The following is a 15984-nucleotide window of genomic DNA, read 5'->3' on the forward strand; positions in this document are numbered from 1 at the left end:
GTTCATTTAATCCTTCATGGCTAAAACCTTCGCAACTTAGAAATACCAAGGACTAGCACTGCTGTGTTGCTGTTAATTGATAACTTCGATTCGTTCACTCATAACCTCGCTCGGTATTTCACTGAGCTCAGCGTCGACGTTGAAGTGGTGCGAAATAACGCACTGACCTTAGACGACATATCTCGCTTAGCGCCTTCACAGTTAGTTATTTCACCGGGACCATGCACGCCTAACGAAGCGGGCATCAGCTTATCTGCGATTGAACATTTTGCAGGCAAGATTCCTATTTTAGGTGTATGCCTGGGTCATCAAGCTATAGGTCAAGTGTTTGGTGCCAAGGTAGTAGGTGCACAAGAGATTAAGCATGGAAAAATTTCACCCCTAACACACCGCAATAGTGGCCTGTTCAATGGCTTACCTAACCCGTTTAACGTGACGCGCTACCACTCATTGGTTTTAGATCCCGCATCGCTACCTGCCTCACTGAGTGTTGATGCATGGTGTGAAACCGCAAAGGGCACAAAGGAAATCATGGCAATTTCCCATAATCATCACCCTATTTGGGGCGTGCAGTACCACCCCGAGTCACTGCTTACCGAACACGGTCATAGCGTACTGGATGCATTTCTTCAGTTTAAATCAATTTAAGTATACGAGTTTGATGCCGATACGCTTTTATAGCGTAAAAGGTTACGCTTGAAGGCCAGAATTACTCGCAATTCACTGATTTTTCGTTTAACTTTTCATAATTCGTTTTAGCCAATGCGCTGAATAAAGATTATACGAAGCATCGCACACGCAATATCAACAGTTGCAGGGTAAATAAGGCTTGCTTTCAAGCAGTAGCTACCATTTTTATCATTACCGTAGCGAAAGTAATAAAGGCCCCTGATGTACGATAATATTGCCGTTCACCAAAAAGTTATGAGCAGGAGTGCTTTTAATATGACAATGGGGGCAACCACACCGCCCACGATAGATGATCGTTTTGAAAATATGATCATATCGCCAGAGCGAGTGCTGGAAATGCTAGGAAGGCGCAAGGTGGGAGAAGTAAGCTTCGAGCAATCGGAGCAAGGTGATGCGCGCAGGCTGCTACTGCACGTTGAAAAAGTGGCGATTGAAAACAAGCGCCTTCAAGAGAAAACCGAAGCGTCATACCTTGAATCAGTGAGTCACCATCTTCACGAAATCCTTCTAGGTGAATTAACAGAGCAGCTAGGCTATACCGACGAACTCGTTCAAAACGTACTTAACTTGCCCGAAAACATCGGCGAGCTTCTTGATGCACTTTCCGTGAAAGCATGCTCGGTTTCGAAACTAGAGCCAATTGCCGCAACCATGCCATGGCTTTATGATGAACTGATCGTTGTGGTGAATACTCCACAATTTAGACGCAAAGACTCCCGTGGGCGTATCATTGTTGTAGAGACACTGCGCACAGCATTGAGCTTTTTGGGTATTGAAAACCTACGCACATTGATACCGTCGCTCATTTTAAAGCGCGCTATGCCTCAGATTACCGACCCTTACCCGCTAATTAAACAAAAGCTTACGCCTTATACGACTGGCGTTGCCATAACGGCGAAACGCCTTGCAGCACTTACGGATTTAAACAAAAACCAGGCTTATACCCTTGCGATGCTCAGTAATTTGGGGCGTTGTGTCGTAACAAGACTTTACTTCAAACTGTTCGATAAAATTCAGCTACATCTGTTGCAAGAATGCCAGAAAGACAAAGAGCAAAAGCGACATGAAGCGCTACTCAAAGTGGCTCCTTCAGCCAACCACCTTATTGCACTACAGCAAGAATTCGCAGATGCAGTCAGCGCGGATATTCTGGAGTGGATGCATTTAATGCGCTTGCCTATTGCAGAACCGATGCGAGCGTGTGCCGATAAAGTACCTGCACAGCCTAAAACACTCAGTAAGGTACTTCATCAAGCCCGAACCTACACACAAGTTCGGATGTTACATCAGTTAAAGCTTGTTGAAATGAAAGAAGTAAAGCCGCTTTTCATGGAGCAACGCTACCCTGCGGGTGCACTCGAAAAACTCAAAACCATTGATATTTTCACCCTTCCTTTGGTGAAAAACGAAGAAAATCATTAATTTTTTAGTGGATATTCATGCACTCGTTATGCACATTTTTCATTTAATGTGCATGATGCCCCAAATTATTGACGATTGCTCAATGCCTTGCCCGTTTTTAGCTACATTAAACAGGTAAGGCTTCCAGCCCTATCCCCCCTTTCTTATTGCCTCACAGTGCATTAAAACCCGTATGTAGCCCTTTTCTCAGCGCAAAAATTGATTATTACTTATTGATATAGCCCAGTAGTTAATAGTTATTCACTTTTCCTGCAAATTAAGCCACAGTCCTTATAAATAAAGGGCTGCAGCCTTTTGCATAGAAGACAAATGTTAAAAAAAATGGCATACTGTTGAACAAATCCGATTAGTTTTTACGCGCCCAATTAACGCTTATCGACCAAAGTAGTACTAAAATGTGCTCATAGATTCGATAGGCCAAATCACACAGTGTGATTGGCGCCCAACGCAGAGGTAACAAAGATGAACGTAACTCGCGCTACATTTGATGATGTAATGGTTCCTAACTATAACCCAGCAGGTATGGTACCTGTTCGAGGTGAAGGTTCACGCGTATGGGATCAAGATAGAGCTGAGTACATCGACTTTGCAGGCGGTATTGCAGTTAACGTTTTAGGTCACTGTCACCCAGAGCTTGTGAAAGCTCTTAATGAACAAGGCAGCAAGCTTTGGCACTTAAGCAACGTTTTCACTAACGAGCCAGCCCTTCGTTTAGCTAAAAAGCTAAATGACGCAACGTTTTCAGATAGAGTTTACTTCGCAAACTCAGGCGCAGAAGCGAACGAAGCAGCATTGAAGCTAGCTCGTCGCTGGGCGCTGGACAAGCACGGTGAAGACAAAAACCAAATCATCGCTTTCAACAAAGGTTTCCACGGCCGTACCTTCTTTACCGTAACAGTAGGTGGTCAAGCTGCTTACTCTGACGGTTTTGGTCCTAAGCCAGGCGCTGTTGACCACTGTGACTACAACGATTTAGCTGCCTTTGAAGCGCTAATTTCTGACAAAACCTGCGCGGTAATGATGGAACCGCTTCAGGGTGAAGGCGGTATTATTCCACCTAATGTAGATTTCGTAAAAGGCGTTCGCGAGCTGTGTGACAAGCACAACGCATTACTTATTTTTGACGAAGTTCAGTCGGGTGTTGGTCGTACTGGTCACCTTTATGCCTACATGGGTCTTGGCGTAACACCTGATATCCTAACAACCGCTAAATCTCTTGGTGGCGGCTTCCCAATTGGCGCCATGCTTACCACAGCAGACATCGCTGCACACCTTAAGCCAGGTACCCACGGTAGTACTTACGGTGGTAACCCACTAGCCTGTGCTGTTGCGGAAAAAGCGTTAGATATCGTGAACCAGCCAGAAGTGCTTGAAGGTGTACTTAAGAAAGAAGCCCTATTCCGTGAACTACTAGGTGCTATCAATGAAAAGTACAACGTATTTGAAGAAGTACGTGGTCAAGGCATGCTGTTAGGTTGTGCGTTAAATGAGAAATACCAAGGCCGTGCACGTGACTTCATGATGGCTGCAACGAAAGAGAACCTTATGTGTCTTGTTGCTGGCATGAACGTTATTCGTTTTGCACCTTCACTGGTTATTCCTGATGAAGACATCAAAGAAGGTCTTGCACGTTTTGAACGCGCCGTTGCTGCCGTTGTAAACGCCGAATAATTACAACACGAGTAGCGAACATGAATATCATTCGCCCTATCACGAAGGCCGACTATAACGCGCTTAAAGAAATCGCCGTTGAATCAGGTATTGGCTTTACGTCTTTACCTGTCAACGACGAGTTGCTGCAGCGTAAAATTGATCGTGCAGAAACTGCGTTTAACAAACCAAACGTAACCGAACCTGGCGATGAGTCATACTTGTTTGTAATGGAAGATACCACTACCGGACAGGTAGTGGGAACAACAGGTATTGAAGCGGCTGTTGGTATAGACGATGCGTTCTATCATTACCACCTAAGCAAAGTAGTGCACGCCTCGCGCGAGCTTAACATTCACAACACGGTAGACATTCTAACGTTTTGTAATGACTACACCGGTGTTACTGAAATATGTACGCTGTTTCTTCGCGAACAAGCCCGCGGCGGCATAAACGGCCGCTTCCTTTCAAAGGTTCGATTCTTGTTCATGATGGAGCACCGTGAACGCTTCTCAGAGACAGTTATTGCTGAAATGCGCGGTGTGAGTGACGAAGAAGGACGCTCACCGTTTTGGGAGTGGTTGGAAACCCATTTCTTCTCTATGGATTTTCCTACTGCCGACTACTTAACTGGCATTGGTAATAAAGTGTTTATTGCTGAACTTATGCCGAAGTACCCGATATACGTAAATCTGCTTAGCAAAGAAGCGCAGGAAGTCATTGGCGAAGTCCATGACAAAACACGCCCTGCTCTTCAGCTTCTTGAAGAAGAAGGCTTTTCTTGCCGCGGCTACGTAGACATTTTCGACGCAGGCCCGACGGTAGAAGCAAACTTAAGCCACATCCGTACGGCTCAGTCGAGCTTAAAACTGCCTGTTGTCATTGATGATAGCGCTGCTGCCCAAGGGCAAACGCACTACATCATTAATACATCAGTATCTGATTTTCGTGCAGTTGCCACCGAGATGACGGTAAGCGAAGAAAAGCAAGTTGCCGTGCTATCTCGCCAAGCCGCTGCTGCATTGAATGTCAAAGAGGGAGAGCACGTACGCTTCGCCCCTGTTACATTCAGAGATTAATAGGACACCCACTATGCTACATACACATTTTATCAACGGTGAATGGGTTGCCGGACAAGGTCATGACTTAGCGTCAATTGACCCTGCAAAAAACGAAGTGATTTGGGAAGGTAAGTCTGCGACAGCCTCTCAAATTGATGACGCAATTAACGCTGCTCGTGCTGCACTTCCAGCATGGAGCATGAAAACCGTTGAAGAGCGTCTTGAGATTATTAAGGTTTATGGCACTAAACTAGAAGAAGGTAAAGCGCACCTTGCCAAAGTTATGGCTAAAGAAACGGGTAAGCCAGAATGGGAAACTGCCACTGAAGTTGGCGCCATGATGGGCAAAATTGGTATTTCTGAAAAAGCCTATTTTGAACGCACGGGTAACGTTGAAAACCCAATGCCTGTAGGTAAAGCCTTCATTCGACACAAGCCTCACGGCGTTGTTGCTGTATTTGGCCCATACAACTTCCCTGGCCACCTGCCAAACGGACACATTGTTCCAGCCCTTATTGCAGGTAACACAGTTGTGTTTAAACCAAGCGATTTGACGCCTATGGTTGCACAAGAAATGGTGAAGCTATGGGATGCTGCTGGCCTGCCAGCGGGTGTACTCAACCTAGTACAAGGTGAAGTTGAAACAGGTAAGGCTTTGGCGTCGCATAACGATATCGATGGTCTTTTCTTTACGGGTAGCTCACGCACAGGAAAAATCTTGCACGAGCAGTTCGCAGGTCACCCAGGTAAAATTTTGGCTCTTGAAATGGGTGGTAACAATCCACTCATTGTTAAAGATGTGGCTGATGTTGATGCTGCCGTACATGACATCGTTCAATCTGCTTTCATTACGTCCGGTCAGCGCTGTACGTGTGCACGTCGCCTATTCTTACCAGCCGATGCACAGGGTGATGCAATCCTTGCTCGCTTAATCGAAGTGACCAAGAATATTAAGGTGGGTGATTATGACGCTGAAGATCAACCATTTATGGGCGCAATGATCTCACGCAATGCCGCTGCACTGATGGTAAAAGCACAGCAAGAGCTTGAAAACCTTGGTGGTAAAGTACTGGTTCGCCTTGAACAAAAAGATGAGAACAAAGGTTTTGCTACTCCTGGCATCATTGATGTAACTGACATGCTTGCTTCACTGCCTGATGAAGAACACTTTGGTCCACTACTTAAAGTAATTCGTTACAGCGATTTCGACGCTGCGATTGAAGAAGCGAATAACACCAGCTTTGGCTTATCAGCAGGTCTTCTAGGCGACAACGAAGAAGATTATCGCTACTTCTTCGCACGCATTCGCGCGGGCATCGTAAACTGGAATAGACCTATTACAGGTGCAAGCAGCGCAGCGCCATTTGGTGGCGTGGGCGACAGCGGTAACCACAGAGCAAGTGCGTTTTATGCAGCCGACTACTGTGCGTACCCAGTTGCTTCAGTTGAGCTTGATAAAGTTACTATGCCGGGCAAATTAAGCCCAGGCTTGTCGATGTAACCCAAGCTTTTCACGTTACAAAAAGGCCGACCCGATTTTTGTGTCGGCCAGTTTAGTACCAACCCTATACGAACTATTCGTTTAAAAATAGTCAACGACAGAAAGGACCCTACCACCATGCATAGCAACATCGATACGTTGTTTAGCAACATGTGGGACGATTACGTTACCATCACTCCCTCAGCGCATAAAATTCATGCACTTTTGGCGGGTGAAGAAAACACGAACGACATCGTTAACGACCATGTAGCTTTTCGAACTTTTGCTCTTGATAAAACCCGCTTAGACAAGCTTGCTGCGCACTTCTTAGCATTGGGTTATGAAGCTAAAGGCGACTATGACTTTGAAGCGAAAAAGCTTACTGCAAAGCATTTCGAGCACCCTGACGATACTAAACCAAAAGTATTTATTAGTGAGCTTCGTGTAAATGAGCTTTCTGAAACTGCTCAAGCAATTATCAAGAAGATGGTTGATCAAATGCCTGAGTCTGTAGTGGATGCAGATAACTTCTTGTACTCGGGTAAACATTGGGACGTTACTAAAGCAGAATACGACACACTGCTTAGCGAATCAGAATACGCGGCGTGGATGGCGGCATGGGGCTTCCGTGCTAACCACTTTACGGTAAGTGTTAATCACTTAACCCGTACTGACGAGCTTACCGACGTAAACACATTGCTTAAAGAAGCAGGCTTTGTGCTAAACACCTCTGGCGGCGAAATTAAAGGTGGGCCAGACGTATTTTTAGCGCAATCATCAACGATGGCTGACCGTGCTGACGTAGCGTTTAGCGACGAAACTGTGGCAATTCCAAGCTGCTTCTACGAGTTTGCACAACGCTATGAAATGCCTGATGGTAAGCTTTACAAAGGCTTTGTTGCCGCATCGGCAGATAAAATCTTTGAAAGCACTAATGCTAAGTAACGAGCTTGCTTAGTCATTAAAAAAAGCCCGATAGGGCTTTTTTTGTTTATGCTTAGCTGAAGACATTACCGATTAGGCTCAGTAGTATGCCTTGCCAAGAACTGGTCGTAAGGCATTGGTTTATCAAAGTAAAACCCCTGCATTAGCTGAATGTCGGCCTGCTCCATGAAAGGCAAATAAGACTCCAACTCTACGCCTTCAGCCACCACATCTATTTGCAAACTCTTTAACATGGCTATCAAACCATTAAATAGCGCATTGGCTTTGCTATCTTGGTGAATACCCTGAATTAAGCTTTTATCCACCTTAACCACTTCAAACTGGAAACTTCGCAAGTAGCTAAGAGATGAAAAACCACTGCCAAAATCATCCAGAGACAGTCTAAACCCATGCTCTCTCAACGTGTTTAATGCTCTAAGTGCTGATTTTTCATCGCGAATAAAGACCGACTCAGTGAGCTCTAGCTCAATAAATTCGCGAGACACATCATTATCCATACAGATAGACATTGCCTGATTTGGAAATTCTGGGTCAAGCATCTGATTAGCGCTGATATTCACAGACAAAGGAATGGCGTCACCCTGCTGCGATTCCATTATTGAAATGTAATCACATGCCGCTTCCAGCGCTTGAAGACCAATGGCGCTGTCCAGCTTGTGCTCTTCTGCTATGGGAATAAACACTGCTGGCGATACAACACCGTGCAAGCCTGAAATCCAGCGACACAGTACTTCACCGCCTTTTAACTCACCGTTTAGATCATATTTACCCTGAATATAGAAATCGAGAAGGTGGTTCTCTACTGTTCTGCGCAAGTCATTCACCATACTGACCTGCTGGGTCATGCTCTCATAGAGACCTGACTCGTAAATAAACGCTTGCCCTTTACCCAGCTCTTTCGCACGGTACATTGCGGCGTCGGCACACTGCACCAAGCTTTCTAGGTTATCACTATGTTCTGGAAATTCAGCAATGCCAATACTGGCAGACAGCCTAAGCTCCGACGTTTTTACGGTTATGGCGTCTTCTTCTATCTGGCTGATAAGCCGCTCAGAGCGTTCAGCAATTTCCTCAACATTCTGATTAGGCAATACGGCAATAAACTCATCACCACCCCACCTGCCGACTTCCCCTATCGGGCCGAATATGGCAGTAAGGAGCGCTCCTACGCGCTGAAGCTCAATATCCCCTCTTTCATGCCCTGCGTTATCGTTAATTGCTTTGAACCCGTCCAGATCAATAAAGACCAAAATAAAGTGCTGTTCTTTTTGTACTAACCCGGAGATGGACTCACGCAGCGAATTGCGATTGGAAAGGCCGGTTAACTCATCGTGCAATGCCAGTTGACGTAGTTTGGCTTCGTTGCGTTTTCTATCGCTGATGTCGCGCATTGTGGCAATCAAATAAGATGACGTTTGCTGGTAGGTCTCAAACAAAGCCACCGAGATATCGACAACCTTAATTTCACCGTTTTGCGTCTTCACTTTCGACTCGAAGCGAATTTGTTTATCAAGCGCCAACTGCACTTTATCGACTTTCTCAGCAATGAATATTTGGTTGAAATCCAAACCAATGCATTGCTCTTTGAAAGGCGCAGCAATCAGCTGAATATATGCATCGTTACATTCTGTGATAACAAGATCAGGTGAGAGTACTAACATGGGCTCACGTGAGCTCGCAAAAGCAGAGGCCATTAAGTGAAACGATTGTTCAGCTTTTCGCTGTTGAGTAATGTCTTTTGTGGTACCAACAATTTGAAGCGCTTCACCCGCTTTTCCACGCTTTAGCACGCGCCCGCGCAGCCTTACCCACTGAAAATCGCTGTCTAGCTTTAAGCGAAAGGAAAACTCTATACGGTCACGATTGCCGTGTAGCGCCATGCTCCAGTGAAACTGCAGGCCGTCTAAATCGTCCTCATGTACCCGCTCTAGAAGCTCAATTAAGGTGCCTGACCAGGTAGATACACTTTCAGAATGTAGTGAGAATGAGCGAAATTCCATAATGTCATTCTCTGCCTCCCAATTCCAAAAAGACTCCTGCGACGCCCATAGTGCAAGTTCCAAATCTTTCTGTGCACTTTGGCTTTTTTGAAGCGTAGCATACAAACTTTGCGTCTTTTCTCTCAGCAAAGCTTCGGCTTGCTCTCTCGCATTTCGCTCTCGCTTTAAACGCCTTTCAAGTAACGCAGCACGGTCGCTACCAGAAGGCGTGCTATGCGTTGTTCCATCTGACATAACATGCCTCCGTTAAACGAAAGATATACTAAATTCGTAGGTATGAGGCGTATCTAGTTGATGGGTTTCCCTTTCCAGGGTGCAGTTGTAGTGAGCTGCGGCTGCGTCCATCAAGCCTTCTGCTAAAGGATATAATTCTCTTTCAGAATAATACTGTAAGCGCATGGTGTTATCGGTTCTGGATATCACCGTAAATCGGGGTAGGTCGGCGTCTGGGTAGAGCTTCTTAACCTGAACATGAATGTCGCCGTCCAAGTGCTCCAGCATATCCAACATGCCTTCTGTATTGGCTAGCACGTCGCCATGTACTGCACCTAACTTACCAAATAAGTAATAGCCAAAATCGTAGAGTAGCTCGTTAGCTGACTTACCCGTTTTCTCCACCAGCACACCTAACAGGCGTTGCATTTGTTCAAACGGGTAATAGCCCACTGCGGTATAAGCGCCGTCGTTTTCTAACCCAGCTTCCATGATGACATCGTCAGCAAACTCAGGAGAAACTTTCTCCTCGAGCATATCGATTAACGATGTAAAAACTATGCCTAGCATGTAAATTCCTCATCTAATCCCTTTTTGAGTGTAGTTCACCTAAGCATAAGAACAACTTAAACTTTATGACAAATCTTCAGATGTTTCGTCCTTGCTGGGTAAGACAACTTCAACCGTATCAACCCGCTGTAGTCCTCGCGGTAATTTATTCCCTCTTCGGCCTCTTTCTCCCTGATAGTGGGTAAGGTCGTCAGCCGTCAGTGTCATGTTGCGCTTACCGGCTCCCACTTTAATTGCGGCACCATCAGGTACAACAGTAAGCACCTTCACGTACTCTTCCCGAGATTGCGATTTTGCAGAAGGAATATTGATAAGCTTGTTCCCCTTCCCTTTACCTAAACTTGGTAAGTCGCGTAGTGGGAACATGAGCATGCGACCTTCATTAGAAATACTTAGGCACCAGTCGGAGTCTGGATTTGTAACCGGTGTTGGTTTCATGACTTTCGCCGCAGTAGGCAATGATAAGTAGGCTTTACCCGCCTTGTTCTTACTCACCATATCTTTAAATGTGCCGACGAAGCCGTAACCTGCATCAGAACCTACTAAGAATTTGCTTTCGTCTTGCGCCATAATGACGTGTTGGAATGACTCGCCACCCACTATGCTGAAGCGCCCGGTTAGCGGTTCCCCCTGACTTCGTGCAGACGGCAACCCGTGAGCGTCACAAGAGAAAGTACGACCTGAACTGTCCATAAACACGGCAGGCTGATTGCTCTTGCCTTCGGCGCTGGATAAATAGGCATCACCAGCTTTGTAGCTTAAACCTTCCGCATCGATATCATGACCTTTCGCACAGCGTGCCCAGCCCTTTTCTGACAGCACAACGGTTACAGACTCAGCAGGTACCAGCTCTTTTTCAGACAGCGCTTTAGCTTCTCCACGCTCAACAATAGGTGAGCGTCTGTCGTCACCGTACTTTTCAGCGTCTGCAAGGATTTCTTTCTTAATTAGGGTTTTAAGGCGGCGATCTGAGCCTAGAAGCTGCTGAAGCTTGTCGCGCTCTTCTGCAAGTTCATCTTGCTCGCCTTTAATCTTCATTTCTTCTAACTTGGCTAAGTGACGAAGCTTCAATTCCAGAATAGCTTCCGCTTGTGTGTCACTTAAACCGAATCGCGCCATTAATTCAGGTTTTGGTTTGTCGTACGTGCGAATAATTTCGATAACTTCATCGATATTCAAAAACGCAATTAATAAACCTTCTAAAATATGTAAACGCGCTAACACTTTATCTAAACGGTATTGCAAGCGGCGCGTCACAGTATCTTTTCGGTACTGCAACCATTCAGACAAAATCGTACGTAAGTCTTTCACCTGAGGGCGACCGTCTAGGCCAATCATATTCAAGTTGACCCGGTAGTTTTTCTCTAAGTCGGTAGTTGCAAATAAATGCTGCATCAGCTGAGTCACATCAATACGATTTGAGCGAGGCGTAATCACCAAACGGGTTGGATTTTCATGATCCGATTCGTCTCGGAGATCGCTTACCATCGGTAACTTTTTCGCCTGCATTTGCGCGGCAATTTGCTCTAGTATCTTGGCACCAGACGCTTGGTGAGGTAGAGCGGTAATAACAACATCACCGTTTTCTTCCATGTACACCGCGCGCATTTTTATAGAACCACGCCCAGTCTCGTACAGCTTTTGAATATCAGACTTTGGCGTAATAATTTCAGCTTCGGTAGGATAGTCAGGTCCATTAACGTGTTCTAGCACATCGCTAAGCTCGGCTTTGCTGTTGTCTAACAACATGGCACACGCGTTGGCCAACTCTCTCACGTTGTGAGGAGGAATATCCGTCGCCATGCCAACGGCAATCCCTGTCACGCCATTTAATAGGATATGTGGCAAGCGAGCTGGAAGCACGCTAGGCTCGTTTAGCGTACCGTCAAAATTAGGTACCCAATCTACCGTACCTTGTCCAAGTTCATTCAGCAGCACCTCAGAGAAGCGCGAGAGCTTAGCTTCCGTATAACGCATGGCAGCAAACGATTTCGGATCATCCGGCGCACCCCAGTTACCTTGACCATCTACTAAAGGGTAGCGATAAGAGAAAGGCTGAGCCATGAGCACCATCGCCTCATAACAGGCAGAATCGCCGTGAGGGTGAAACTTACCCAGCACATCACCTACGGTTCTCGCCGATTTTTTATATTTGGCGTTTGCATTTAACCCTAGGTCTGACATCGCATAAATGATGCGTCGCTGAACAGGCTTTAAGCCATCCGAAATATGTGGAAGTGCACGGTCCATGATGACGTACATGGAATAGTTTAGATAAGCGTCTTCGGTGAAACGTCGAAGAGGAAGTTGCTCTACCCCATCGCGATTAATGATGATCTCGTCACTCATGATAGTTTTTTCGTTTTGTTATTAATACCAATGCGCTCGTGCTAGTTAGGCTGTCTATTGTGGTCAATTTAGCGCACCACTTAGTGAAAGCTCTCGAGCGTTAAAGGCTATTGTGGGGTAAACCGCATTTGTGTGCAATCCTTGAAACCAATTGTCGCGACTTTTGGGTCTTACTCATTGTATGGGGTGAGGGTTTGTTTTGTTATTCTTCAAAGAGAGTGGTTAAATAGCATTGGGTGAAATTTGCCGTTCAATTTTCACTCTTACGAGTAAAACTAAAAAATAATAAAGCCCCTAATCAAACGGTAACGTAAGTACAGATAATCATGGCTATCTTTCGCGTATTCTTTTTTTTATTTCTTGTTGTAGGCAGTTACCTGCCTTCGAATGCCAGCGCGCAGCATATCGAGCAGCTCTTCGATGAAGAAAGTACGCTAGATTTATCAGACTCTCTGTATTTTTTATTTGAAACCGATTATCAGCTTACTATCAGCGATGTATCACGAAGACGCAATGACTTCCTTATGCATCCCCATGACAACCCTAACTTTGGGTTTCGTAATAATGGCATGTGGCTACTCACTTCTGTTGCCAATGTTTCAAACGATAAACACTGGGTGTTCTCAATAAATTTCAGCCAACTCGACAGTGTTGATTTTTATTTGGTGCAAAACGGCAAGGTAATAAAGCAAAGCCATCAGGGGAAAGCTCAAAAAGAACAGCGTTTTCGTGTTCCAACCTTTCGTGTTGAGCTGCCTGATAGCGATCCTGTCGACCTTTACATACGCATTGAAAGTCGCTCGTCTAGCCTAATTGCACCACTTCGAATTCAAGCCGAACCGCTACATAGCAGCTACTTCCAAATGGACAGCTTGCTCTGGGGCTTTTTCTACGGCGGATTGCTTATTCTCGCTATTTATAACCTTGCTCTATTTTTTGGCGTGCGGGAAAAAAGTCTGATTGCCTATGTTGGCTATATCGCTGCGGTTATTTTGTGGCAGTTTGTGTGGGGCGGCCATACGCACTTGCTGTTTAGTCAGGGGATCCCCTCTTGGCTGGTTGGGCATTCCGAGCTGATATTCGTAATTATTGGTATAAGCTCAGGCTTTTTTACCAAGACCTTTTTGGAAACGGAAAAGCACTCTCCCACGGCACATCCCGTCATTAACTTATTGTTGGTTTGCCAAGCGTTAACAGGGCTGGTGTGCTTCGTCGATCTGCTTCCTTCTATTTGGAAGAACAACCTAGTATACGGCGTGGGTCTTGTGGCGATATTGAGTTATATCTACGCCGGGTTCGAAGCATTTTTCAATAAGTTTAAGCCCGCGCGTTACTTCATTTTTGCATGGAGTATGCTCGCCACCGGTGCGATTATTGGCATGTTAAGCCTTATCGGAATTTTACCTTCCAACGACTTCACCACCTATTGTTTTCAGGTGGGTGTTTTCTTAGAAGCAGGGCTCTTTTCCTTTGCATTAATGGAGAAAAGCAGAGGCCAGCTGGAAAGCGAAGTTGAGCAAGCAACAAATGATTTGCGCAACAATATGGAGCTCATTGAAGAGCAGAATGCCCGTTTAGATATCGCGCGCAAAGATGCGATAAAAGCCAGTAACGTTAAATCTCAATTTCTGGCCAACATGAGCCATGAAATTCGCACACCTCTTAATGCTATCTTGGGGTTCAGCAAAGAGTTGAACAATGCGTCGCTGCCCACTGACCAGCAAGAGCAAGTCAGAATTGTTAACACGGCTGCGGACAACCTGCTAACAATCGTTAACGATATCCTCGATTTTTCTAAGATTGAGGCCGGTAAACTGCAAATTAATAATCAGCCTTTCTCGCCCAATAAGCTGCTTGAAGAAATGGTCACTATCATGGCTAAATCTTCCCACAGCAAGCGCATCGAATTTGTATTTGATTTGCACCCGCTCCCTGAAAAACTCATTGGCGATGTGTTTCGTATTAAGCAAGTGCTCAATAACTTGTTAAGTAATGCACTTAAATTCACGTCCAGCGGTACCATTACGTTTTCGGTGAGCGGACGCTCGCTTCCTCATGGTATTCACGAAGTAAATATTACCGTTGAAGACACAGGTATCGGAATAAGCCGACAAGACAGAAAAAAGCTATTTAACGCCTTCTCGCAAGTAGACGACGCCCTTAACCGTAATTACCAAGGCACTGGATTAGGTCTCGTGATAAGTCGAGAGCTGGTTCGATTAATGAACGGTGATCTAACGCTAAAAAGTGTATTAGGCCAAGGCTCTACGTTTAACGTATCACTACGTATGAACCAGTTAAGCCAGAAATATGCATTAACTAGTAGTGAAGACTGGAAAGGTAAGAACGTGGTTATTTTCGATCCGGTACCTGCAACACGTCGCTCAAGTGCAAGCATGTTATCGATTTTGGGTGCGCAGGTTACCTCTGTTGAATCACTAGATTATTTGATGTCACTTAAAGGCCAGTACGACTTTTTCATGGCAACTGTGCCAGTAAGTAAGATGGGATTGCGGGATACCTATTTAAGTCGTTTTGTACAATTCCCTGCGCAAAAGCGAATACTTTGGTATTCCGGCCCTGAACCTTTTGCGCAATACCCAAGCCTGTCGCAACATTTCCATTCACAAGCGCGTATGCCGATGACGCTTACCAAGTTAGATAGCCTGGTGCACCACCATACAACGCCAGCTAAAAATGCGATGCAAGAGAAAATAGGCACGCTACCAAAAGCTAAAATTCTTGCCGTTGATGACATGGAAATGAATCTTAAACTGCTGCATACGTGGCTCGATCATTCTCCTGTCGAGCTAACCACAACGATCAGTGGACAAGACGCCGTCAATCAGTGCCAGACTCAAGAGTTTGACTTAATTCTCATGGACGTGCAGATGCCAGGCATGGACGGACTGCAGGCCACCCGAGAAATTCGTAAATCACCGTTGAATATGGGTACCCCAATAGTGGCAGTGACAGCCCACGCGTTTAAAGAAGAGCAAGAAAGATTGCTTGCCTCTGGCATGGACGATTACTTACCTAAGCCTATTGAGGTTGAGCTACTTATTACGCTTATCAATTCGTGGTGCCACAATGTTGAGCCCGGTGAAATCATCTTTCCCTCTATCGACTGGCAGCTAGCACTTAAACGAGCGAATCAAAATCAAGATACAGCAAAAGAAATGTTAGACAGTTTTATTGCGTTACTGCCCGAAACTATCGAGACACTTTCGGCGCTTTGGGACGATCAAGATTACAATGGGCTTAAGACCGAAGTTCACAAACTACACGGTGCGTGTTGCTATACAGGTCTGCCGCGCATGCAGCATTTAGCCAACGAAACAGAGAGCTCACTTAAACTTGGTCAGCACAAGCTAGTCGAGGAAAAGTTACCAGCCCTTATTGCCGAAGCCAAGAAAGTGCTTAACGAGAGTAAATTGAAGGACAGCCGCAGCTAGGCGAATAAAGTCTAATTGCTACGATGAGCTTAGCTGGCTTCAGAAGACTGCCTAGGGCCTGTTGACCTTTGTTGTACATTTTTGCAGCGGTCTGTGTGCCATCTAGACAAGGCGAATGTTTGACGGTTTAGTGGTTCTAAATCGAGAAC

General features: G+C 45.5%; 10 protein-coding genes. 7 read left to right on the forward strand and 3 right to left on the reverse strand.

The window, feature by feature from the left end; all coding sequences use genetic code 11:
• Positions 1-63 precede the first annotated feature (63 nt).
• The 6 genes from BIZ39_RS13670 to BIZ39_RS13695 all read left to right on the forward strand — a co-directional run bounded on the left by BIZ39_RS13670 (position 64) and on the right by BIZ39_RS13695 (position 7248).
• A complete protein-coding gene (locus BIZ39_RS13670; RefSeq protein WP_049588780.1) occupies positions 64-648 on the forward strand; it encodes an anthranilate synthase component II in 585 nt (194 codons plus the stop codon).
• Between the two features lie 297 nt (positions 649-945).
• Entirely contained in the window at positions 946-2112 is a 1167-nt protein-coding gene (locus BIZ39_RS13675) for an HDOD domain-containing protein (protein WP_049588789.1), read from the forward strand.
• 462 nt (positions 2113-2574) lie between these two features.
• Positions 2575-3783 carry an aspartate aminotransferase family protein gene (locus BIZ39_RS13680; RefSeq protein ID WP_187447246.1) on the forward strand — a complete coding sequence of 403 codons (1209 nt, stop codon included), beginning with the start codon at positions 2575-2577 and terminating at the stop codon, positions 3781-3783.
• A gap of 20 nt (positions 3784-3803) precedes the next feature.
• A complete protein-coding gene (astA, locus tag BIZ39_RS13685) occupies positions 3804-4841 on the forward strand; it encodes an arginine N-succinyltransferase (RefSeq protein ID WP_014948020.1) in 1038 nt (345 codons plus the stop codon).
• Positions 4842-4854: 13 nt separating this feature from the next.
• Positions 4855-6324, forward strand: a complete 1470-nt coding sequence (gene astD, locus BIZ39_RS13690; protein WP_049588782.1) for a succinylglutamate-semialdehyde dehydrogenase — start codon at positions 4855-4857, stop codon at positions 6322-6324.
• A gap of 117 nt (positions 6325-6441) precedes the next feature.
• Positions 6442-7248, forward strand: a complete 807-nt coding sequence (locus BIZ39_RS13695) for a DUF1338 domain-containing protein (RefSeq protein WP_014948018.1) — start codon at positions 6442-6444, stop codon at positions 7246-7248.
• A 65-nt stretch (positions 7249-7313) separates the two neighbouring features.
• Here BIZ39_RS13695 and BIZ39_RS13700 read toward each other — a convergent pair whose 3' ends face one another.
• The 3 genes from BIZ39_RS13700 to parC form a co-directional block, all read right to left on the reverse strand.
• Positions 7314-9482: a putative bifunctional diguanylate cyclase/phosphodiesterase gene (locus tag BIZ39_RS13700; protein WP_049588783.1), complete on the reverse strand. Its 2169-nt coding sequence runs from the start codon at positions 9480-9482 to the stop codon at positions 7314-7316.
• 12 nt (positions 9483-9494) lie between these two features.
• Complete coding sequence (locus BIZ39_RS13705) at positions 9495-10031, reverse strand: heme NO-binding domain-containing protein (protein WP_049588784.1); 537 nt, start codon at positions 10029-10031, stop codon at positions 9495-9497.
• A gap of 63 nt (positions 10032-10094) precedes the next feature.
• The gene (gene parC, locus BIZ39_RS13710; protein ID WP_049588785.1) at positions 10095-12380 is read right to left on the reverse strand and encodes a DNA topoisomerase IV subunit A; all 2286 of its coding nucleotides are present in this window, start codon (positions 12378-12380) and stop codon (positions 10095-10097) included.
• 326 nt (positions 12381-12706) lie between these two features.
• On the opposite strand from parC, the gene BIZ39_RS13715 reads away from it, so the two are divergent.
• Entirely contained in the window at positions 12707-15835 is a 3129-nt protein-coding gene (locus BIZ39_RS13715; protein ID WP_049588786.1) for a hybrid sensor histidine kinase/response regulator, read from the forward strand.
• The last annotated feature ends 149 nt before the right edge of the window (positions 15836-15984 follow it).

The sequence above is a fragment of the Alteromonas sp. BZK5 genome, assembly GCF_014349115.1.
Taxonomy (GTDB): Bacteria; Pseudomonadota; Gammaproteobacteria; order Enterobacterales; family Alteromonadaceae; genus Alteromonas; species Alteromonas macleodii.